This window comes from Pseudanabaena sp. UWO310 (genome assembly GCF_006861605.1).
Classification (GTDB): domain Bacteria; phylum Cyanobacteriota; class Cyanobacteriia; order Pseudanabaenales; family Pseudanabaenaceae; genus Pseudanabaena.
The window spans coordinates 1-22,743 of the sequence record NZ_SELU01000082.1 but is presented as its reverse complement, the minus strand read 5'-3'; the positions used below and the strand labels follow the sequence as shown (position 1 = coordinate 22,743).

At 44.2% G+C, this 22,743-nt stretch carries 14 protein-coding genes and 1 tRNA gene; 10 read left to right on the top strand and 5 right to left on the bottom strand.

The window, feature by feature from the left end; translation table 11 throughout:
- Window positions 1-255: 255 nt before the first annotated feature.
- Window positions 256-594, bottom strand: a complete 339-nt coding sequence (locus PseudUWO310_RS20590) for a P-II family nitrogen regulator (protein WP_009627341.1) — start codon at window positions 592-594, stop codon at window positions 256-258.
- 109 nt (window positions 595-703) lie between these two features.
- Complete coding sequence (locus tag PseudUWO310_RS20585; RefSeq protein ID WP_143122329.1) at window positions 704-3,487, bottom strand: cation-translocating P-type ATPase; 2,784 nt, start codon at window positions 3,485-3,487, stop codon at window positions 704-706.
- Window positions 3,488-3,791: 304 nt separating this feature from the next.
- On the opposite strand from PseudUWO310_RS20585, the gene PseudUWO310_RS20580 reads away from it, so the two are divergent.
- The 3 genes from PseudUWO310_RS20580 to PseudUWO310_RS20570 all read left to right on the top strand — a co-directional run bounded on the left by PseudUWO310_RS20580 (window position 3,792) and on the right by PseudUWO310_RS20570 (window position 8,571).
- Complete coding sequence (locus tag PseudUWO310_RS20580) at window positions 3,792-4,889, top strand: ATP-binding protein (protein ID WP_143122328.1); 1,098 nt, start codon at window positions 3,792-3,794, stop codon at window positions 4,887-4,889.
- 3 nt (window positions 4,890-4,892) lie between these two features.
- Window positions 4,893-6,548: a DNA mismatch repair endonuclease MutL gene (gene mutL / locus PseudUWO310_RS20575; RefSeq protein WP_143122327.1), complete on the top strand. Its 1,656-nt coding sequence runs from the start codon at window positions 4,893-4,895 to the stop codon at window positions 6,546-6,548.
- Between the two features lie 253 nt (window positions 6,549-6,801).
- Entirely contained in the window at window positions 6,802-8,571 is a 1,770-nt protein-coding gene (locus PseudUWO310_RS20570) for a M61 family metallopeptidase (RefSeq protein WP_143122326.1), read from the top strand.
- A 101-nt stretch (window positions 8,572-8,672) separates the two neighbouring features.
- Here PseudUWO310_RS20570 and PseudUWO310_RS20565 read toward each other — a convergent pair whose 3' ends face one another.
- Window positions 8,673-10,838 (bottom strand): EAL domain-containing protein, encoded by a 2,166-nt coding sequence (locus tag PseudUWO310_RS20565; RefSeq protein WP_143122325.1) that lies wholly within the window; start codon window positions 10,836-10,838, stop codon window positions 8,673-8,675.
- Between the two features lie 659 nt (window positions 10,839-11,497).
- On the opposite strand from PseudUWO310_RS20565, the gene PseudUWO310_RS20560 reads away from it, so the two are divergent.
- The 5 genes from PseudUWO310_RS20560 to PseudUWO310_RS20540 all read left to right on the top strand — a co-directional run bounded on the left by PseudUWO310_RS20560 (window position 11,498) and on the right by PseudUWO310_RS20540 (window position 16,534).
- Window positions 11,498-12,946, top strand: coding sequence for a RecQ family ATP-dependent DNA helicase (locus tag PseudUWO310_RS20560; RefSeq protein WP_143122324.1), 1,449 nt, complete (start codon window positions 11,498-11,500; stop codon window positions 12,944-12,946).
- A gap of 16 nt (window positions 12,947-12,962) precedes the next feature.
- A complete protein-coding gene (locus tag PseudUWO310_RS20555; RefSeq protein WP_143122323.1) occupies window positions 12,963-14,051 on the top strand; it encodes a DUF3474 domain-containing protein in 1,089 nt (362 codons plus the stop codon).
- Between the two features lie 809 nt (window positions 14,052-14,860).
- Window positions 14,861-15,142 (top strand): ATP-dependent Clp protease adapter ClpS, encoded by a 282-nt coding sequence (gene clpS / locus PseudUWO310_RS20550; RefSeq protein ID WP_055074309.1) that lies wholly within the window; start codon window positions 14,861-14,863, stop codon window positions 15,140-15,142.
- Between the two features lie 251 nt (window positions 15,143-15,393).
- Complete coding sequence (locus PseudUWO310_RS20545) at window positions 15,394-16,296, top strand: CPBP family intramembrane glutamic endopeptidase (protein ID WP_223805783.1); 903 nt, start codon at window positions 15,394-15,396, stop codon at window positions 16,294-16,296.
- 156 nt (window positions 16,297-16,452) lie between these two features.
- Window positions 16,453-16,534 (top strand) — tRNA-Tyr (locus tag PseudUWO310_RS20540).
- 465 nt (window positions 16,535-16,999) lie between these two features.
- Here the strand turns inward: PseudUWO310_RS20540 and PseudUWO310_RS20530 are convergent.
- Window positions 17,000-17,920 carry a TIGR01777 family oxidoreductase gene (locus PseudUWO310_RS20530; protein ID WP_143122330.1) on the bottom strand — a complete coding sequence of 307 codons (921 nt, stop codon included), beginning with the start codon at window positions 17,918-17,920 and terminating at the stop codon, window positions 17,000-17,002.
- Window positions 17,921-18,237: 317 nt separating this feature from the next.
- Here PseudUWO310_RS20530 and PseudUWO310_RS20525 point away from each other — a divergent pair, with 317 nt between their 5' ends.
- Both PseudUWO310_RS20525 and lpxA read left to right on the top strand, forming a co-directional pair.
- Window positions 18,238-21,165: a response regulator gene (locus PseudUWO310_RS20525; protein WP_143122321.1), complete on the top strand. Its 2,928-nt coding sequence runs from the start codon at window positions 18,238-18,240 to the stop codon at window positions 21,163-21,165.
- A 152-nt stretch (window positions 21,166-21,317) separates the two neighbouring features.
- The gene (gene lpxA / locus PseudUWO310_RS20520; RefSeq protein ID WP_223805782.1) at window positions 21,318-22,196 is read left to right on the top strand and encodes an acyl-ACP--UDP-N-acetylglucosamine O-acyltransferase; all 879 of its coding nucleotides are present in this window, start codon (window positions 21,318-21,320) and stop codon (window positions 22,194-22,196) included.
- Between the two features lie 66 nt (window positions 22,197-22,262).
- On the opposite strand, the gene PseudUWO310_RS20515 is transcribed toward lpxA, so the two are convergent.
- Window positions 22,263-22,743: transposase (locus PseudUWO310_RS20515; RefSeq protein WP_223805781.1), on the bottom strand; the 481-nt coding region annotated here is incomplete at its 5' end.

The following is a 22,743-nucleotide window of genomic DNA, read 5'->3' as shown; positions in this document are numbered from 1 at the left end:
CTCTCTATGTTGGTCTTCTGTATATATAGACAATTCTTGCGGTTTATGTCGTAGTACAGCGACAGCTATAGATAGGAAAACGTCATAAGTACCTCAGCATAAAACCCTAAAACCTGCGGCGCACGCTGCGTGTGCGCCGCAGGTTTTAGGGTTTTATATTTAATTAAGCCCACTTACTTAAAAAATTAGAAAAATTAAAAGAGTCAGTACTAGGTACTGACTCTTTTAAGGAAATTCGTTGAACGTTACGAAGACTTAGACAGCTTCTAAATCCTTTTCACCAGTACGAATTCGGATAATTCGCTCTACAGGAGATACGAAAATCTTACCATCGCCAATTTCGCCAGTACGAGCGGCAGTAATAACTTTATCTACCACCATATCTACTTGGTCGTCTTCTACAACGATCTCGATTTTGAGCTTCTGTAGAAATTCAACTGTGTACTCAGAGCCACGATAGCGCTCTGTTTGTCCTTTCTGACGACCAAAACCACGTACTTCTGATACGGTCATACCGACTACGCCAGCATTTACCAGAGCAATTTTGACTTCGTCAAGCTTGAATGGACGAATGATTGCTTCAACCTTTTTCAAATTAACTCCTCCACTGATTCTTGAACTTTAATACACTTGAATCGCTACCCAAATTTGTAGCCTAGCATACTTTTTAGCATTGTCCTTGGCTTTGGCATCCAGATTGGCGTTAGGTTTGACGCTGCCATAACCACCAACGAATTACCAGTTTCTCTAATTCTATCCAAACAAACATTAATGCACTAAACCCAAAGCAAATTGCCAATTCGGTTGGGGTAATCAAATGAGTACCAAAGAATCGACGGAATGGCTCCACGTAAATTAGCACTAATTGCAGAACTGTAGTCATAATTACCGATCCCCAAACATAAAGATTTGTCATCGGATTCAGTTCTATGGTTAGCTGCGTATTAGAACGAATGGCGATCGCATGACCCATTTGGGCTAGGCAAAGAGTTGTAAACACCATCGTCGCCCATCGCTCTTTCACATAGGTTTCATTAAAGTGTGTAGTGGTAAAGCCATGTGCCCAAACCATGAGAATGATCGTGATAATCGCAAGAATAATGCCAATTCTGACCATATAAGCTCCCATCCCTCTAGCAAAGATATTTTCGCGAGGATCCACAGGAGGCTTTTTCATGACATTTGGTTCGGCTGGCTCGACGGCAAGGGCAAGGGCAGGCAATCCGTCGGTCACGAGGTTCATCCAAAGGATTTGCAGAGGGCTTAAGGGCACGGTCAGACCCAGCAATGGTGCTGTTGCAATCGTAATGACTTCACCAATATTGCTACCGAGAATATATTTGATAAAACGCCGAATATTGGTATAGACTACGCGACCTTCTTCGGTGGCAGCGACAATAGTGGCAAAATTATCATCGAGCAAGATCATGTCACTGGCTTCTTTGGATACATCAGTACCCGTTATACCCATGGCGATACCAATGTCCGCTTGTTTGAGGGCAGGAGCATCATTCACGCCGTCACCTGTCATGGCAACAAATTGATGCTGTCTCTGTAAGGATTGCACAATCCGCAGTTTATGTTCGGGGGAGACACGGGCATAGACGCTCACCTCTTGGACTTCGCGATCTAGCTCGGTGGCACTCATCTTTTCGAGTTCTCGTCCCGTAAGGACGCGATCGCCTAATTGGGCAATGCCCAGATCCTCAGCGATCGCTTTGGCGGTGAGCTGATGATCACCAGTGATCATGACGGGGCGAATGCCTGCTTCGCGACAACGTTTTACGGCTTCGCGCACCTCTGGGCGCGGAGCATCGAGCATTCCCACCAAACCGACCCAGATTAAATTACTTTCATCACTTTCATTAAGTCCACCCTCTGGGATTTCGGGAAAGTTGCGATAGGCAAAGCCGAGTACCCGTAGACCCCGACTGGCTAGTTCATTATTTTGGGCGAGCACCTGTTGGCGCTGAAGATCGGCGATCGGATCGATGCGATCGCCAATTTGGATATGGGTACAGCATTCTAGGGTTAACTCTGGCGAACCTTTGCAAAAGAGGACATTCCCACCATGTTCGCCTTGAACTAGAACGCTCATGCGCTTGCGCTCAGAGGAAAAAGGAACTTCAAACGTACGTGGCATCCGATGTTGCCATTCCGCCGCATCGCAACCACCTTTACTAGCAAGCACGAGCAAAGCACCTTCAGTAGGGTCGCCAATAATAATCCATTCCCCATTCTTTTGCTGCAAGATGGCATCGTTGCAAAATACACAGGCCAGCAATAATTGCTGGACTTCAGGCATATTATTGACCGCAAAGGTAGTCTTCTCCGACCCACCATCTATGGTAAATTCTCCGACAGGAGCATATCCATCCCCCGTTACTTGCAGGGAATGGAGCCCAGTGCGAATCCCTTGCACCACCATTTTATTTTGGGTGAGCGTACCAGTTTTGTCAGAACAGATCGTGGTGACAGAGCCAAGGGTCTCCACGGCGGGCAAACGCCGAATCAGAGCATTTCTTCTGACCATGCGTTGAGTCCCTAGGGCAAGGGTGACCGTTACCACCGCAGGTAGCCCTTCGGGTACTACTGCTACCGCCATACTCAGGGAAGTCTTGAGAAGTTCGCCAAAGTTACCTTTATTCAGCATCCCTACCAAAACAACTAAGCCTACTAACACTAGGGAACCAGTGACCAGTACATTCCCTAGCTGGGTCATTCTTTGCTGGAGGGGGGTATCTTCGGTTTCCACATTCTGGATGAGGGCAGCTATTTTCCCCAATTCAGTTTGCATTCCTGTTTTGGTGACTAGTACCTTGGCGCGACCCTGTACGACCTCAGTCCCTTGATAGACGCAATTTAAGCGATCGCCTAAACCTGCATCTTCCTCTAGGAGGAGTTTTGCCTCCTTATTTACGGCTTCGGCTTCTCCCGTCAGAGCCGATTCCCGCACCTGTAAATTTTGTTCGTCTAGCAATCTTCCATCGGCAGCAACCTGTACTCCCGCTTCTAGGAGCATGATGTCTCCAGGGACGAGGTTCTTACCATCGATTTCGATTACTCCGCCATCACGAATCACCCTGACCTTAGGCGAAGACATGCGCTTGAGAGCTGCAAGGGCTTTTTCGGCATTAGTCTCCTGCATGTAGCCGAGAATGCCATTAAGCAACACAATCGAGGAAATGGCGATCGCATCTTTGGGAAATTCGTGATCCCTGATATCGAGAATTGCCGAGACCACGGCAACTGCCATCAGCATGATCAGCATGATATTGGTAAACTGATCAATAAAAATTTGCAGTGATGATCGCCCGATTTTGGCAACTAATTCATTAGCTCCATAGCGCTGGAATCTCGCCGCAACTTCTTGGTTAGTAATTCCTTGATCTGCGTCACTTTGTAATAAAGCGATCGATTCATCGACATCAAGAGTATGCCAATGCGCGTGCGGAGGAGCTTCAAGCTCTTTTTCTGCAATTGCCATAAATATTTTTGGGATAAACAGCTATACCCATAATACTAAAAAATAGTACTAGCCACCTTAAGAATCTTGAAGCCTACTAAGTAGCTAGGCATAAGTAGAATTAAAACCCAGAAGAGCATACCGCCCGCGCAGCGGGCGGTATGCTCTTCTGGGTTTGTTTTTTTAATATGCTGAACTACTTACTTGAATAATTAGGCGCAGGTCTAATTATTCAAGTAGTAGGTGAGTATTGGCGCTTCGCGCCAATACTCAGGTTTTGAGTTTTACGATCTAAGCGAAGCTTGCGTTACGATACAATTAGGCAATGATCAAGAACCCATTTTTGCCCCAAAGACTGGTAGGCAGACAAGTTGAACTAGAAAAAATCAGTCAAATTTTATTAGCAGATGGCGATCTGCTAATTGCAGGGGTGGCCGGGAGTGGACGCAGAACTTTAGTCAAATGGGCGGCCCAAAAAGCTGGCGCGAGGATAATTACGATCGATTGTCTCAGGGCAACCGATGGCGATCGCTTTCTCAAGCTTTTAGCAGAAAGTTTGCTGCATACCTTCGATCTCCCTGAAGAATTATTAGTAATCCAGCAGTTACTCAAAGATCAGCCTGTGAACTTTGACCTCACCGAAAAATCTAAGCCTCGGATCGTTTGGAAACTTAACTCGGTCGGGATCTGGAATCTCTTTGAGAAGTTGTTAAGTGTGCCACAGCAAATGGCGGAATGGCTAGATTGTCGGGTGGCGATCGTATTGCATAATTTTCCCCATATCCGTTCGTGGGATCGCAAAGGCGAATGGGAAGAATACCTGCGGCGGGAAATTCAACTTCAGAGTCGAGTCAGTTATATCTTAATTGCGACAGTGCCCGAACCTTGGATGCATAAGTTGAGCCTGCATGTCGTCGAGCTGCCATCCCTCAGTAATGCGGAACTATGCGAATGGCTGGAACCCACAATGGGGGAAAAAGGATTGAGATTTGATCCCTCGACTACCGCCTTACAGCTTTTTACAGAATATATTCAAGGCAACCTGAGCGATGCGATCGCTTTAATTCGCCGCATCGACATTAGCTGCATCGACCCCGATCATCCTCCCAAGGAATTTCTCATTCAACCGCACCATGTCCATCAGAATATGCTGCATCTGATCGAAGATCTCGCCCCCACCTTTGAATCTTTAATTATGTTACTGCCCCCGACTCAGGTGCGCGTTCTCGAAAGCTTGGCGATCGATCCTACGGTCAGCCCCCATAGCCGTGAATATATCCAAAGACATCAGCTATCTAAGGGAGGCAGCCTGCAAGGAGCGCTCGATAGCTTAGAACAAAAAGGACTGGTTTATGGTGCGAAATATGGCTATCGGATTGCCCTGCCAACTTTACAGTTTTGGCTCAAGCAGCGCTTAGGATAAGCAATGCCAAACATTCAGCCCCTACCCTTAGAAGTTGTCCATCTCATCGCCGCTGGTGAAGTGATTGATTCCTTAGCGGCGGTAGTCCGCGAACTGGCGGAAAATGCGATCGATGCTAAGGCGACAAGGATCGTGATTTCGATTTGGACGGATACCCTATCGGTACAGGTCAGTGATAATGGCTGCGGCATGACGATCAATGATCTATCCCATGCCGTTACTCCGCACACTACGAGCAAAATCAGCAAAGCTGAGGACTTATGCCATATTAAAAGCCTAGGCTTTCGCGGTGAAGCACTTTACAGTCTTGCACAACTAGCCGATCTGAGTATCTGTAGTCGCCCGCTCCAAGAATCCCTCGGCTATCAAGCCCATTACGATGAGCATGGGCAACTGCAAGCTAGTCCCAAGGTGGTGGCGATCGCCACAGGTACGGTAGTGACAGTGCGCCATCTCTTTTCGCGCTATCCTAACCGATTACAATCTTTACCCAGCCATTCGCAGCAAGTGCGCAAGGTGCAGTTGCAAATTCAACAAATGGCGATCGCTAATCCCCAGATTAATTGGCAGGTCAGTCTGGACAATCGCGAGTGGCTAGCCATTTGGGCAGGTGCTAATGCTAGGGAAATTTTGCCCCAAATTATTAATTCTATTCATCCCTACGATCTGGCGTATCGAGAGTTTGCGCTGACTGCCCATTCTTCTCTTGCAGACGCAGGGCATATGGCGATCGCCCTAGGACTGCCCGATCGCCTATCGCGTCGCCGTCCCGATTGGGTCAAAATCATTCTGAACGGTCGAGCCATTAACTTTCCCGAATTAGAACAAACCATATTTTCTAGTCTAGAGCGTACCTTACCGCGCCATCGCTTTCCAGTATGTATTGCCAGTTTAAACCTGCCCTACGAGCGGATTGACTGGAATCGCCATCCTGCTAAGGCGGAAGCCTACATCCAAGCCCTAGCCGATATCCAAGCCCAGTTAAAAGATGCGATCGCCAAGATCTTGCAAATCCCCGAACCAACTTCTCCCATTAGCTACAGTCATGCCACGAACGATCTGTTGCGAACTGCGGAAAGAAAGACTACTTATTTACTGCCCGCCAAACGAGAAACTTTTAGTCAGTCCCATTCTGGATTAAAAGCGATCGCTCAAGTGTTAGACACCTATATTCTTGCCGAACATGCAAGCGGTTTATGGTTGATCGAACAGCATGTTGCCCACGAGCGGGTGATCTTTGAGCAGATCGAAACTCAATGGCAAATTGTGGCGATCGAGCAGCCAATTTTATTAAAGCAACTGACCGATGAAGGGGTCGAATGCTTGCAAGCCTTGGGACTAGACATTGAAGTCTTTGGCTCTAATCTCTGGGCAGTGCGATCGCTGCCAGAGATTTTAATCGGGCACCCAGATTGCAGTAGCATCTTGCAAGAGATTGCCCAACAGCAGGATCATACCCTAGCGAGGGCAACCGCAGCCTGTCGCAGTGCCATTCGCAATGGGACAAAGCTAGAAATGAGTGCCCTACGCGATCTACTTGAGCAATGGCAACAGACCCGCAATCCCCATACTTGCCCCCACGGTCGTCCGATCTGTCTCGCCTTAGATGAATCGGATCTTGCTCGCTTCTTTCACCGTAACTGGCTAATCTCAAAATAAATCTCAAAATAAGGGATCTAGCTATCAATGGTTGTTTCATAACTGCCGCTAACTAAAGCCCAAGAATTGATTGGCGGCGCTTCGCGCCGCCAATCAATTCTATTATCGATCAAACGAACCACAAGGAAATTTTTGAAAGCGTTGCGAAGTAACGCTTTCAAAAATTTCCTTGGTTTGGATTTGAGCGCAAAGCGCTATAAGTAAAACTTGCATTGCTATATTAGGTGAAGTTTGCGATCGCAGGTTTAGCCCCATGGATGATTCAGTGACTAAAGATTCAGTGACTAAAGAATATTACTCCGACCAATTTACCTATCGAATATCTATTCCCGAACCAGAAAATCATCTTCTCCATGTCGAGCTAACGATCGCCCATTGGCAACAGGAATTTATCGATCTCAAATTACCCGTCTGGACTCCAGGCTCCTATTTAGTAAGGGAATACGCCAGACATTTGCAAGACTTTGCCGCCATTGATGGGGATGGGAAGCCGATCACATGGCAAAAAATTAGTAAAAATCATTGGCGGTTGCAACGAAGCGATCGCTCTATAGCACCTATTACCGTTTCTTACCGCATTTTTGGCAATGAGCTAACCGTCCGTACCAATCATATCGACCGCACCCATGCCTTTTTTACGGGTGCTGCCGTATTCATGTACATTCCTGAATATCAGCAATATCCCTACATCGTCCATATTCCTGACCTCCCCAAGAATTGGCAAATCGCGACCGCTTTACCCCCATTTGCTGATACTAAGGATACTTTCTACGCCAAAAATTTTGACACTTTAGTAGACAGTCCCTTTGAGATCGGCATCCACGAGCGCTATGAATTCACCGTCCAAAACAAGCCCCATAGCTTTGTGGTCTGGGGACAGCACAATGGGGATATGCAGCGCTTGGTCAAGGATGCAGCGGCGATCGTGGCAGTAGAAGCAGAAATGTTTGGGGGACTACCCTACGATCGCTATGACTTTATTGTTCATGCTAGTAATGGTTTTGGCGGATTAGAACATAAGGACTGTACCGTACTTCTCTACAATCGTTTGGGATTTCGCAAGGAAGAAAGCTATTGCCAATTTATGAATCTAGTTGCCCATGAATTTTTTCATACTTGGAATGTGAAACGCATTCGTCCCAAGGCTTTTGAAACCTTTGATTACGATCAAGAAAACTATACAAGTTCACTTTGGTTTAGCGAAGGAACTACTAGCTATTACGATCGCCTTTTTCCGCTTCGTGCGGGGATTTACGATGCTAAGCATTATCTAAAACTCGTTAGTAATGCGATTACCCGCCTACAAACTACCTCTGGGCGCAATGTGCAATCGCTATTCGAGTCCAGCTTTGATACTTGGATCAAGCTCTATCGCCCCGATCCCAATACTCACAATAGTCAAATCTCCTACTATCTAAAGGGCGAACTGTTATCGCTGTTATTAGATTTACTGATCCGCGATCGCACTAATAATTTGCGATCGCTGGATCGAGTCATGCAAATTATGTGGGAACGCTTTGGCAAAGATGAAACGGGCTTTAGCGAAGCCGAGCTTCATGGGGTAATCGAGACGGTCGCGGGGGTAGATCTATCGCAGTTCTGGAATGATTATCTGTATGGTACAAAAGAACTCGATTACAACTACTATCTCGAACCCTTTGGTTTAGAATTACGAACCACTAGACAGGATATTCCTTTTGTCGGAATGACGCTAAAATCCAAAAATGGGCTTGCGGAAGTTGACAGGATAGAGGCGGGATCGCCTGCCCAGAAAGCAGGGATTAACACGGGTGATGCGGTACTGGCGATCGCAGGAATTCGCGTTACCGCAGAAACCTTTAACGAGCGGCTGCGGGACTTTGCCATTGGTGAGGCAATCGAGGTCACGATTTTCCAACAAGACTTGCTCCGTAACGTTAAAGTCATCTTAGCAGAGCCGATTTTTAACTACTTTGAGCTAGTACAGATCCCCAATGCTTCCTCTAGTCAGGAAGTCAACCTAAGAATGTGGCTTAATATTTAATACCAATTCACGAAAGTGTGACAACACTTTTGTGAATTAAAAACCAAACCCAGCAAGGTTTTGAGATTCCCAAAATGGCGTTGCCATCTTGGGAATTGGTATTATGGCTCGATTTTATTTGGTCGCGTTACCCCTTGCGATCTCAGCAAAGCCTCAACCTCATCAGATGGCATCGCCCTATAGTAAAAATGACCTTGAATTTGATCGCAACCTAAAGACTGCAACAGATCGACCTGTTCTCTCGTTTCGACCCCTTCCGCGATCACATTGAGATTGAGACTATGGGACAAATTAATAATTGAAGCGACTATAGTGCGATCATGTTCGTTATGAGCGATGTATTCAATAAAAATGCGATCGATCTTAAGAGTATCAATAGGTAAATTTTTGAGATAACTCAGAGCCGAGTAGCCTGTCCCAAAATCATCGATAGATAGCTGGATACCCATCTGACGGAATTGATTTAGCAGGGTAATTTTCTCTTCAACATTATCCATCATGATCCCTTCCGTAATTTCCAATTCTAGATAGCGGGGATCGAAATTTGTTTCCTCAAGAATTTGATTGAGACAAAAGAGAAAGTCCTTTTGTTGCAGTTGTTTAATCGATAAATTGACACCCACTTGGATCGGTGGCAAACCCATATTTTGCCATGCAATTACCTGCAAACAGGCTTGACGTAAAACCCAATTACCAATAGCAATAATTAAGCCTGTTTCTTCCGCAAGAGGAATAAATTTACTGGGAGGAATGGAGCCTAAAGCTACATGTTTCCATCGTAATAAAACCTCCAAACCGACAATTTTTCCTGTCTTCAAATCAACTTGCGGCTGATAGTAGGGTATCAATTCATCATTCTCAAGGGCTCGGCGGAGATTATTTTCCATAGAGAGCCTCTGAAAACTCTGCTCCTGCATATTGGGAATATAAAACTGGAAGCTATTTTGACCTTCAGCCTTAGCTCGATACATTGCCATATCAGCATTATGAATAAGCCCCTCAATATCAGTATTATGTTCAGGATAAATACTCGCACCAATACAGGTGGTAATATGCAGTTCGTGCCCAGCACAGATAAAGGGTAAAGTCATTGCTTGAATCATCCCCTCCGCCGTTTGCAGCACCGTATCGTTAGATTCGATCAACTTCGCCACGATCGCAAATTCATCAGCCCCCCAGCGCACGACGATATCACCATCTCTGATCAAGGTCTTTAAGCGATCGCTGACAGCTTTGAGTAGGAGATCGCCAATACTATGCCCTAAGGAATCATTAATTAATTTAAAACGATCAATATCAAGGAATAAGACAGCAAATTTTTGTTGTTTGTCCTGTAGTTTTTCAATATATTCAACTAAATGCTCATGTAAATATTTGCGATTTGGTAATCCCGTAAGAGCGTCATAATGAATTTGGTAGGAGATAATTGCTTCGGCCTGTCTTTGTTTGGTAATATCAGAAATATGAATGCGAACTATTTCATTCCAAGGCATAAAGTGAATGATTTCTTCATATATCTTTTCCTGAATCACTACCTCCCGTATAAATACTTTACGAATAGGATTAACCACAGGCAATAATTGAGCCAGCAAGTTTTGAAGTAAAGGATGATTGATCCGCTGCTCTTCAAGATTGGGGAACTGGTACAGAGCCGCAGGATTAAGATATAGGATTTTTCCTACTAAGTTTAATTCAATAATTGGTTGGGGATTTAGCTCTGGGGAGGAGATAAATCGATTAATCGTTTCTTGAGCGTGAATAGATAAATCGCGATCAGCAATTGATTGTAAAGGCGAAAATTGAAAAAGCTCTGTCTCACTAAAAGACTGATTATTCGCGATGGAATTACTAGAATTGGCAAGTTGATTTTCCGAGCGGTTAATTTTGGGGATATTAGCGATCGCCGTAATTACCTGATATACCGCTTTTGTATCTTTGCTAAAGAGAATTTCATCACCATGGGACAAGATATGAGAAAACCGTTTTTTCCCATTAATTAAGATTCCATTAGTACTCCGCCTGCCATCAATGCAACCGTCAATAATTCTAAAAAAGCATGAAGATTTCTGAGAAGCAACCGCTAGCAACGTTGCATGTTGGCGAGATACGAGATTAGAACGAAGAACAATCGAATTGCCCAGACTACGTCCTAAGGAGTATGTAACGCCATGCAAGAGAAAATTGCGAAACCCCTGTGGATCTTCAACCGTAAGTACGTGATGAAGCATCTCTTTGATCTCAAGAGTAGATGACTCTTCTGGTCTCACCTGAATAATTTCCCTTTACAACGAACTTTGGAAGGATTTACAGCTATATAACTTATTAGATTAGTAGATCTTTATTAAAAATATCATTAACCGCTAGGTTTAACAAAAACTCATGCCCCCCTTGAATACAGTTGAATCCAAAATTGAATCCAAAATTGAATACAAAATACAGTACGCATCTACTTTCTCTTTCAAGCATTTCTCGACTCCTGAGAATTAATAAGCTAAAAATACCGCACTTTACTCTAGGCGAAGAAATAGGATCTTTCTGGGGAGCAAGTGTTTGCCAGAATCTCAAAGGAAATCTTATAGTTCGTTTTTATGATTTTTATGGTCGTGAAGGGCGATCGTGAAAGGCGATCAGGGAAGGCGATCGCCATCTTCAAGAAATTCTAGAAATTTTTCAATTTGTTATATCTAAGCAGTTAAGCAATGAATATGAAATTATAATATCAAATATGGTTTGTTAAGTAAGTACTATAGCATTGCTAAGTTTTTAGCTAAGTCCTATGCAGAATTAGCACTGGCTGGAAGAATCTTACAGCGCTTTGCGCTCAAACCCAAACCAAGAAGATTTTTGAAAGCTTTGCTTCGCAAAGCTTTCAAAAATCTTCTTGGTTCGTTTGATCGAAATCTACTTCATACATCATTTAGGGCAAATGTCAGAAACATTGAGGGAATGGACGACAATCCAACAGACATTTCAGCAAATTTGGGGATATCAAGACTTAAGGTCATCTCAACGGGAAGTCGTTACCAGTCTGTTGCAAGGACAAGACAGCTTAGCAGTGATGGCAACTGGCGGGGGAAAATCCATTTGCTTTCAGCTACCAGCACTTTTTCGTGAGGGGTTAACCTTGGTAATCTCTCCATTGCTTGCTCTGATGGAGGATCAAGTGAGGGACTTACAGGCGCGACATCTGCCTGCGGCTTGTATCCATAGCAATCTATCGCAGAGAGAACGGCGCGAGATCCTCCGAAATCTGCCAAATATCCGTTTACTGTATGTTTCACCTGAGACGCTCTTGAGTCAACCAATCTGGGAAATAATCAGCGATCGCCATTTAAAAATTGCGGGCATCATGCTAGATGAAGCCCATTGCCTCGTGCAGTGGGGAGATTCCTTTCGTCCGAGCTATCGGCGTTTAGGGGCAGTCCGCTCGGCTTTGATGTCACAAAAGTCCGAGCATTCCCAAATGGCGATCGCCGCTTTCACGGCCACCGCCGATCGCCATACAATGCAGGAATTACAAACCTGTCTACAGCTTAAAAATCCCCATATCGTCCGCACTAGCCCCTATCGCCCCCAACTCAGCCTCCAAGTAGAAATTGCTTGGACTCCGTCGGGACGAAAATCCCGCATTCTGAAATTTATTCGCGATCGCCTAGGACAATCAGGATTAATCTATGTCCGCAGCCGTACCGATGCCGAGATGTTAGCGGCTTGGCTAAGAGATCATTCCTTTGCCACAGCCGCATACCATGCGGGCTTGCCTCCCCAAGAAAGACGCTATATCGAGCAGCAATGGATAACCAATAAATATCCCTTTGCGATCTGCACATCTGCTTTTGGGCTCGGAATTAACAAACCCGATACCCGCTGGGTCTTGCATTTTCATCCACCGTTAACGCTTTCAGAATATATTCAAGAAATTGGGAGAGCAGGACGCGATGGTCAACCTGCGGAAGCATTGATGCTTGTAAGTGAGCCGACGGGATTGCTCGACAATGGCGATCGTCAGAGGGTCGATTTTTTCCTCCAGCAGCAACAAAAACTGTACCAAAAAGCCCTTGCTCTATTGCCAAAAATTCCGCGTCAAGGGAGTATTACTGAAGTCTCCCGCACCTATCCCGATGCAGAGACCACCTTAGGGCTATTGCATCGTTCGGGACATCTCACATGGCATACCCCCTTTACCTATGAAATTTATGGGCTCCCTGAGCCAAAACAGATCGAACAACTGTCAGGGGATCGGAGCGCGATCGCGCAAATGCAAGCTTATATCAGACTCAAAGGCGATCGATGGGCTTTTTTACTAGATAACTTTGGTTTCGAGGAAGAATCCAAGTTACTGCTAAGATCTAAAAGCCAACTTAATTTTTCTTAACAACAGGGAAATATACGTGTCGTCTTCGACTATTCATCGGATCAATCTCGAGAACCCTCTTACCGATACATCTTCGACATCGCAAACTGAGCTTCCGTTTACTTTTCAAGATGTAAAAGCCGCTATTCCATCAGCATGTTTCTCACCTAATGTATGGCGATCGCTCGCCTATTTTTTTGCCGATACAGCGATTATTGTAGGTTTATACGCCACGGCTGCTTACTTGGATGCATGGTGGTTTTATCCAATTTTCTGGTTTGCTACGGGGACAATGTTTTGGGCTTTTTTTGTGGTCGGTCACGACTGCGGACATGGTTCTTTCTCAAGGAGCAAATGGCTCAATAATCTGATCGGGCATCTCACCCACATACCAATTCTCGTGCCTTATCACGGTTGGCGCATTAGCCACCGCACCCATCACCAGAATACAGGCAATATCGACACCGATGAAAGTTGGTATCCAGTCACCAAAAGTCAATATCAAGAAATGGACTGGATTGGCAAATTCATTCGTTTTGATGCCCTGTTGTTTGCCTATCCGCTCTATCTATTTAAGCGATCGCCTGCCCGTCCAACAGCCTCTCATTTTGTTCCCAACAACGATCTTTTCCGCGCATCGGAAACCAATGACATTCTGACCAGTAGCATTCTATGGACTGCAATGGTAGCTTTCCTAGGATGGTTGGGGTTCACCTACGGATTTCTATTCCTATTCAAGTTCTATATTGTTCCCTATCTTATTTTTGTAGTCTGGCTCGATCTGGTTACCTATTTACATCATACCGAAGCAGATATTCCTTGGTATCGTGGTAAAGAATGGTACTTCCTAAAGGGAGCGCTTTCCACCATTGATCGCGATTATGGAATCTTTAACAATATTCATCATAATATTGGTACCCATGTCGCTCACCACATCTTTATTGGCATTCCTCACTATCATCTCAAAACTGCCACAGATGCGATTAAACCAGTTCTAGGTAAATATTACCGAGTTTCTAACGAACCGATTTGGAAATCCTTTTTCACTTCTCAAAAGTCCTGTATATTTGTCCCTGATGCTGGCGGAGAAGTCTATTATGTGCCTTCTTCGGAAGTTATTAAATAACTACAGTTGAATAAATTCGGGATAACTTGAAACGAGCTTAGAGAAATGGTTTGCTACGCAAACCATTTCTCTAAGTCCAAAAGTAAAAGCCTTGCTGTGCAAGGCTTTTACTTTTGGACTTAGAGAATTTGCCAGCTTAAACCGAACTGACGTTATACCAATTCACGAAAGTGTGACAACACTTTTGTGAATTATAGCTACCGCCAACTGTATCAGGACATAAAACCCAAGATTGTGTTGTTGCGCGGAGCGCAACAACACAATCTTGGGTTTTAATTTTGTCCTAACAAGACTAGCGGTAGCTATAAAGACCAAACCCAGTAAGGGTTTTTAAAGTTCAAAATGGCTACGCCATTTTGAGCTTTGGTATTAATTATGCGCTAGGAACAGCGTAGCTTAATACAAATAGCTTAATGAGCATAGCGATCGCATGATTACAGTTTTCCCATACATCTTTCAGGTTTTTGGTTGGGCAGAATCCCCATATAGCTGCCGTCACTGGACATAGCACAAATCAAACCCGAAGAATTGAGTGGCGGTGCGAAGCACCGCCACTCAATTCTTCGGGTTTATGTCCTAGTACAGCGACAGCTATACTTCACATTTTTGGGAATTCTATTTATAATATGAGTAGATACCCATTAAGTATTATTACTGTCTCGGCTTTCAAATTTATCGCACAAGCATGAGACTGAAATGTGTCCTACCTACATTGCATACTTGCAAACACTTTTCCCTTAATGCGCAAACCTTAAACCCTGCGATTATCCGAAATCATAAATTAATTCCTATAGGAGGCAACCAAATCTATGGCTACCGAAACTATTACTCGTCCTGAAACCATACGCAAAATTGCACCAAGATATCGCGTGCTCTTACATAATGACGATTACAATTCTATGGAATATGTAGTGCAAACCTTAATGCAAGTTGTGAATGGGTTAACCCAACCTCAAGCGGTAGATATTATGATGGCAGCCCATGCCAGTGGTTGCGCCCTAGTAATTACTTGTGTACAGGAACATGCTGAGTTCTATTGTGAAGGGTTACAAAGTAAGGGTTTAACTAGCACAATCGAACCAGAGTCATAGGTAAAGGCAATTCATAAATTTCCTATATATTTCCTATATATAGCTTTAGCTGCTTACAACCCCAAAGAAGAGAATGGCAGCGCAAAGCGCTGCCATTCATCATATAGCTGCCATATATAGCTGCCGTCAAATGTCTCAGCCCAAAATAATGTTGCCGCGTGGAGCGCGGCAACATTATTTTGGGCTTTCATTTTGTCCTAACAAGACTGGCAACCGTTATCGCTCTCAGCAATGGATAGAGAACAGGTAGGATGGTTATTACCAATCCTACCTGTTCTTTTATTGTGAATCGCGATCGCCTCAATTCCTATCCAGCCCCCATCCGTATCCTACTTTTTTTAATAACTTTATTGCTGCTCTGGCTACCAATCGCGGCTCCGATGTATTTAATTTGGGGGGAATCTGTCGGCGTTGGTTTGACAATTTTGTTGTACTGCGGATTTTTGGGATTAATTTGGGGATGGGGGCGTAAAATCGCCAAATATTCACATCCTTACCGCTATTACGGACTGTTATTTACCAAAGAAAATGGGCGGGATTTTTTGTTGGGATTGGGATTGGGCTGTGTAACCCTTATTATTTTTTTTAGCTTACAGGTAAGTCTGGGATGGCTGGTGTCGCAAAGTGTCGATTGGCGGCATCCTTTGCCTGCAAGACTATTACCAGCGATCGGATTGTATTTTGTGGATTGGCAAGGAGCGATCGCACCTGGGTTATTAACTTCAGTGGGAGTAGGATTTGCAGAAGAAATGTTGTTTCGGGGTTGGATTCTATCGGAGTTAGAGCGCGATTATTCGCCAAAAGCCGCCTTACTCGGTTGTAGTTTCGTATTCGCAATCTTGCACTTTATCAAACCCCTAAACGTAATTTTGGCGACATGGAGCCAGTTTCTAGGTTTAGTCATGCTCAGTATTGCTCTTGTCCTCGCCAGACGTAGATGTAACGGCAGGCTAGGAATATCCATAGGTCTACATGCGGGGCTGGTCTGGTGTTACTACATTGTCAATACGACGCATTGGCTAGCGCCGACAGGGATAGTTCCTGAGTGGGTTACAGGCATTAATGGCAATCCGATCGCAGGAATCATGGGGATTGCGTTTCTCAGTGCGATCTCGCTGGGATTTGCCAAATTTCCCCAAAAAATATCGCTATAGATCGCTATAGCAGGTTAAATCTTGCCTATAGCAATGCCAATCTCCACCTATGGCTACATTAAAAATTCTTTGACCCAATTTTAATTTTTTTTGAAATAACTATTGCAAGTAATGCAATAAGTGTATATGATTAGATTCGCTTGGAAAACAAGCCAAGGGTCGATGCCCGAGTGGTTAATGGGGGCGGACTGTAAATCCGCTGGCTACGCCTACGCTGGTTCAAATCCAGCTCGGCCCATCAAAAAAAGAGAGTGAAATAATTCACTCTCTTTTTTTATTAAGCTAAGTGGGCATAATTAAAGCCCTAAAACCTGCGGCGCACGCGCAGCGTGCGCCGCAGGTTTTAGATCTGGATTTTAATGAGGTAGTTACAGCGCTTTGCGCTCAAATTCAAACCAAGAAACTTTGTGCAAGTGTTGCTTCGCAACACTTGCACAAAGTTTCTTGTGGTTCTTTTGATCGAAAGTTGCTGTATAGCTGTCACCAAGTGTATTAGGACATAAACCCCAAGAATTGAGTGGCGGCGCGAAGCGCCGCCACTCAATTCTTGGGGTTTGATTTGTCCTCATTAGCTATAAGGGACTTGCGAGAAAATAAGATACCAATCCAGATTTACCAGAATCGGTGGCGCAGCTCCGCCGCGCCACCGATTCTGGTTTTATATTTGGTACTTCATTAAATCGCAAGTCCCTAAGTAAAAATATTAAGCAAAAATTTGACTTAAGGCTGAATCAATATTGGGATAGCGGAAAGCGAACTTATTAATCTGGGCTTTATGGGGCACAACACGCTGACCATCTAGTAAAACCGTTGCTCCTTCACCAAACACTAAAATCAACGCTGACGCAGGCACAGGTAAAAAGGCTGGACGTTTAATCGCTTTAGCAAAAGCAACGGTAAATTCTTCATTGGTAACCGCTTGCGGAGCTGTCCCATTTAAAGCACCCACGATCTGATCATCTTGCAAAGCATAGATGATCAGATCAACGAGATCATCACGATGAATCCAAGAAAACCATTGTTTACCACTACCGATTTTACCCCCACCACCAATCTGAAAAATCGGTAGCATCTTGGCGATCGCGCCACCCAGACCCAAGACAATTCCCGTTCTCAGCTTAACTAACCTTACACCTAAGCCAGTCACGGCCTCCGCTTCAGCTTCCCAATCCTTGCAAACATTTGCAAGAAAGTCATCGCCTGCATAACTATATTCATCAAAGGACTTATCAGGGCTAGTGCCGTAATAGCCGATCGCCGAACCACTGATGAGGACTCGTGGTTTTTGATCGGATTTCGCGATCGCTTCAACTAATTTTTTCGTCGTTAAAATACGACTATCGCGGATCTGCTGTTTACGATTTTCTGTCCACCGCACCCCCGCAAGGGGTTCTCCTGCGAGATTAATTACGGCATCACTGCCAGATATCACCCTTGTCCATTCCCCAAGCTCCAAGGGGTTGTAGCCAATTACTTCCACGTTGGGGAAATCCGCCTGCGGAAACTGTAAGCTTGCCTTTTGATAATTGCGAGCGAGAACAATAATGCGATCGCCCAAAGCCTGTAGACGCTCAACCAATTTCACCCCAATAAATCCAGTAGCACCCGTCACTACAATTTGCATCATATTTTTTTGCTTAAATTATAAAAAAATTAACTCTAGTGTTTTCCAGTCTACTGAAATACACGGTCGAGTCTCTGCTTTTGGCGACACAAACCCTTCGCCCTTTCCATGGGAAGATTGCTGTCAGGAATATTTGATTGATTCAGTTTTCATTATAAAAATTTGGTTTACAGAAAATCTGCTGTTGGGGGACTTTCTACCAAAAACTATTTTCAGGTTTGCCACATCACAAGTGCCATAAATCTTGAAATTGGTTCCATAATGAGAATTGTTGTAGGCGCTTACCTTAATGCGAAAAAATCCTTGTAACCACATACATGTATAGCTCACAAAAAACCAAATTATTGATTGTTGATGACGAAGCAGACAACTTAGATCTACTTCAGCGCATTTTTCATCGAGGCTATCAAGTCCTACGAGCTAAAAATGGATTTGATGCGTTAGAAATTTTAGCAAACGAGCCAGATATCGCCGTGATTGTCTCCGATCAGCGTATGCCGATGATGTCTGGCACAGAGTTTTTAAGTCAAGTTGCTGAGCTGTATCCCGATACTCTACGGATTATCCTCACTGCCCATGCAGATATTAAGGATTTGGTCGAGGCGATCAATCAATCAAAGGTTTTTCAATACATTACTAAGCCCTACAAGGTTGAGGAGTTAACGAAGGTCGTCCAACAGGCGACGGAAATTCATAAACTATTAAAATCGAGAACATCCCAGCTTCGCAACGATCTAGAAAATGCTGAAGCTAAATATACGAGTATTTTTGAGAATGCGGTTGAGGGGATTTTTCAGACAACGATTGATGGACGCTACTTAATTGCGAATCCCATGCTGGCGCAAATTTATGGATATCCCTCTTCGGAATCCCTAATTAATAACGTCACCAATATCGCCAACCAGATTTACGTCAATCCCAATCGTCGTCAAGAATTTATTAATATTTTACGAAACCATGACACCGTTTCTAATTTTGAGTCACAGGTTTATCGGCGCGATGGTACGAAAATCTGGATTTCCGAAAACGTCCGCGCCGTACGAGATTTTGATGGAGTTTTGATTGGTTTTGAAGGAACTGTACAGGATATTTCGCAGCGAAAGAGAGCCGAGGAAGAATCGCAATTATTGCAGAGCTTAACGTTAGAAATTAGTGCGGTTAATGATTTTCAAACAGCTTTAGAAATTGCCCTGCGGAAAATTTGCCAGTTCACAGGATGGGACTATGGCGAGGCTTGGGTTCCAGCGGGAGACGAAAAACAAATTTTGGTATGTAGCCCTGCTTGGTACAGTAGCCTTGAAGGATTGGAAGAATTCCGCCAACTGAGTGAGAGGATTTCGTTCCCTTCGGGCATTGGCTTTCCAGGAAGGGTTTGGGAATATCAGCGTCCCGAATGGATTTGGGATATCTCTTTAGAAACAGAATTAAATTTTCTGCGTAAATATCCTGCTCTGGAATGCGGGTTACAGTCGGGGCTGGCTATTCCCGTCTGTGCTGACACTAATGTAGTTGCAATCATCGCTTTTTTTACCCGCAATCCCAATGATGGCGATCAACAGTTAGTCGGATTGATTGGGGCGATCGCGATGCAGTTAGGAGCCTTAATGCGTCGCAAACGCGATGAGGAATCCCTAAGGCTGATGAATGAGGAATTGTCGCTAGCCCGCGATCGCGCCTTAGAAGCCAATCGGACGAAAAGCAGCTTTATTGCCAATATGAGCCATGAATTACGCACTCCTTTGAATGCGATCATTGGCTATAGCGAGATGTTGCAGGAGGACGCGGCTCTACTAGGATTAGATGATTTTGGTGAAGATTTGCAAAAGATCTATCGATCTGGCAAGCACCTGCTGGATTTGATTAATGATATTTTAGACATGACCAAAATCGAAGCGGGTAAATTGGAAATTTACTATGACAACTTCGATTTGCCGATGCTGGTATGGGAAACCTGTAAAACGATCGAACCCTTACTCAGCAAAAACAGCAATCAAATCCATATCGAATGCGATCGGCAGCTTGGTTCCATTCGCACTGATATGACAAGACTGCGTCAAGTGCTATTAAATATTTTAAGCAATGCCTGTAAATTCACCAAGTCTGGAGAAATTACGATCAAAGTGAACCGTCTCAATTCCCTGCAAGGCGAGATTTTCTATTTCACAATTACTGATACTGGCATCGGCATTAGTCCAGAGAATTTACAAAACCTATTTCAACCCTTCAATCAAGCTGACAGTTCGACGACAAGACAATATGGCGGTACGGGTTTAGGGCTTGCCATTAGCAGAAGACTATGCCAAATGATGGGTGGTGATATTCACGTAGAGAGTGAGTTGGGCAAAGGGTCAACCTTCACGATTTGTCTACCTACTGATTGTGAAAAGCTAACCCAATCACCGTTAAAGCCCCCTCAGGATCCATTATTGCCACCCGTATCGCCTGAATATTCCGTACTGAATCCTGCCAATTCAGATGAGTCTTATCCATCGATTTTGATCGTTGCCGATGATTTGATGTTACATCAATGTACTCAATCCTATCTGAGCTATCTAGGAGTTAGGATTTATTCATCTCTAAATATTACTGATGGGCTGGAGTTAGCGCATCAAATCCTTCCTAGTGCAATTATTCTCGATATGCAAACCTCATCTATCCATAGTTGGGAGTTGCTGAGGGATCTCAAATCGCAGCCTTTAACTTCAGGAATTCCCATTATTTTACTGACAGTCAATGATGAGACCCATGAGAGGTATGAAATTGGTGCAAATGATTATCTATTTAAACCCATCGATCGCGATCGCCTCATTACCACCATTGACAAGTATCGCCCTGAAGTAAAGACTCGGTTATCAGTATTAGTAGTGGAAGATGACCTAAATGTCAGAGCCATGCTAAAGCGAATGTTGGAGAAGGAAAACTGTCTGGTGGTGGAAGCTCAGGATGGACATGAGGCTTTAGAAATTATGACTAAGCAGTTACCGCAACTAATTTTGCTAGATCTGATGATGCCGAATATTGATGGTTTTGAATTTATGCATTTGCTAAGGCTGCGCTATGATACGCCCTTAATTCCCATCATTATTATTACGGCAAGGGATCTAAGTGATGATGAATGTATTCGCTTGAGCGGTTCGGTGCAAAAAATCTTGCAAAAGACTAATCACAGTTATGCCCAACTGCTTGAGGGCATCGTCCAGAGACTGCATAAGTTTGGCATTTTAACCAAAAGCAAGAAGCCATAGTTCCTTCAAAAACCAGAGAGCGGTACGCTCTCTGGTTTTGAGATTCCCAAAATGGCGTTGCCATTTTGGGAATTGGGATTATGCAGTTGGTGAGTGATTGCGATAAACTGTTGCTTGTTCTCTATTGCCCGAAGTTATAGATTCCTATTTCCATGCCAAATAACAAGCCAGATAACAAGCCAGATATTGAGCCAGATCCTAAACCAGATAGCAATATTACAATTCACCCAAGGGCGATCGTTCATCCCCATGCCAAGATCGGCGAGGGGACATCGATCGGGGCTGATGCTATTGTTGACGAGTTTGTGGAGATCGGCGATCGCTGCGAGATCCGCGCTAGAGCAATTGTGACGGGACATACGAAAATTGGCAATGATAACCAAATTGGCTATGGGGCGATCGTGGGATCGGAGCCACAGGATACTTCCTACAAAGGCGCGATTAGTTTTGTGGAAATTGGCGATCGCAATATATTGCGGGAATATGTAACGGTAAATCGTGGCACAAAAGAAGGCTCGGCAACCAAAATCGGTAGCGATAATTTGTTATTTACAGGGGCACATATTGCCCATAACTGCGAGATCGGTAATCGCGTAATCATCGTCAACAATGTTTTACTCGCGGGCTATGTGGAAGTCCATGACCATGCCTTTATGGGAGGCGATTCGGTAGTCCATCAATTTACACGCATTGGCTCCTACGCCATGATTCGGGGACAAACTCGTCTGGGCATGGATGTCCCGCCCTACTGCATGGCGGTTGATACAAATATGGTCTTTGGGCTAAATCGCTTGGGCTTACGCCGCAATGGATTTAACCATGAACGTCGCCGTGCTATTCTCTCAGCCTATGAAGTTATTTATAAGTCCAGTCGCAATCGTTCCCAAGCGATCGAATTTTTAGAAACCGCACCCGAATTTATCGATAATCCCGATATTCAAATGTTCTGTAGTTTCATTAAAAATAGCCGTCGTGGTATTTGCAAACTCTATGAAAAAGGAGCAAGTCGCATTGAAGATGACCGCGAATAGCCTCAAGCCAAAGGATTTGGCGCAAAGCGCCAAATCCTTTGGGCTTTAACAATACTTCGGACAAAATTAGTAAGCAATAGTGCCGTAAGAACAAAGGTCTTGGAATCGAGGATGAGATTTAATTGAAGTAGAATCCAATTCTAACAAGGAAATAAAGCGCTCAAGTAAATGACGATTTAGAGCCATCCGTTTGAAACTAGCCATAGAGAAAACAAAAGGTTTAGGAGATTGATGAAGTTGACACGCCTCAAACTTAGCGAGATTTAAAGCCATGAGACTAGCATTGAAATGGAAATCAAGTTTAGTAAAGTCACGAGCTTGACAATCGGTTAAACCAGTAAACTGCTTAGCATCACGAAATATGAATTCAATCTGAAAGCGAGCTTTATAGAAATCTAAGATATCAGATGCGTCAAGGTGAATATCGGTTGAGAACAAAAGTATCCGAGCGATGCGTTTTGGATCACGACAGTCCAAGAGATAAGCAAGACGGACTTTGCGTTTAAGGCTCAGCGACCAGACAATAACAGTGTACAAAAATAATTTA

Bases quoted from the DNA above. Each gene is read 5' to 3' on its own strand.
- PseudUWO310_RS20585 (WP_143122329.1), bottom strand. From the start codon at position 3,487: ATGGCAATTGCAGAAAAAGAGCTTGAAGCTCCTCCGCACGCGCATTGG.
- lpxA (WP_223805782.1), top strand. From the start codon at position 21,318: ATGCCAAATAACAAGCCAGATAACAAGCCAGATATTGAGCCAGATCCT.
- PseudUWO310_RS20560 (WP_143122324.1), top strand. From the start codon at position 11,498: ATGTCAGAAACATTGAGGGAATGGACGACAATCCAACAGACATTTCAG.
- mutL (WP_143122327.1), top strand. From the start codon at position 4,893: ATGCCAAACATTCAGCCCCTACCCTTAGAAGTTGTCCATCTCATCGCC.
- PseudUWO310_RS20580 (WP_143122328.1), top strand. From the start codon at position 3,792: ATGATCAAGAACCCATTTTTGCCCCAAAGACTGGTAGGCAGACAAGTT.
- PseudUWO310_RS20545 (WP_223805783.1), top strand. From the start codon at position 15,394: ATGGTTATTACCAATCCTACCTGTTCTTTTATTGTGAATCGCGATCGC.
- PseudUWO310_RS20525 (WP_143122321.1), top strand. From the start codon at position 18,238: ATGTATAGCTCACAAAAAACCAAATTATTGATTGTTGATGACGAAGCA.
- clpS (WP_055074309.1), top strand. From the start codon at position 14,861: ATGGCTACCGAAACTATTACTCGTCCTGAAACCATACGCAAAATTGCA.
- PseudUWO310_RS20570 (WP_143122326.1), top strand. From the start codon at position 6,802: ATGGATGATTCAGTGACTAAAGATTCAGTGACTAAAGAATATTACTCC.
- PseudUWO310_RS20530 (WP_143122330.1), bottom strand. From the start codon at position 17,920: ATGCAAATTGTAGTGACGGGTGCTACTGGATTTATTGGGGTGAAATTG.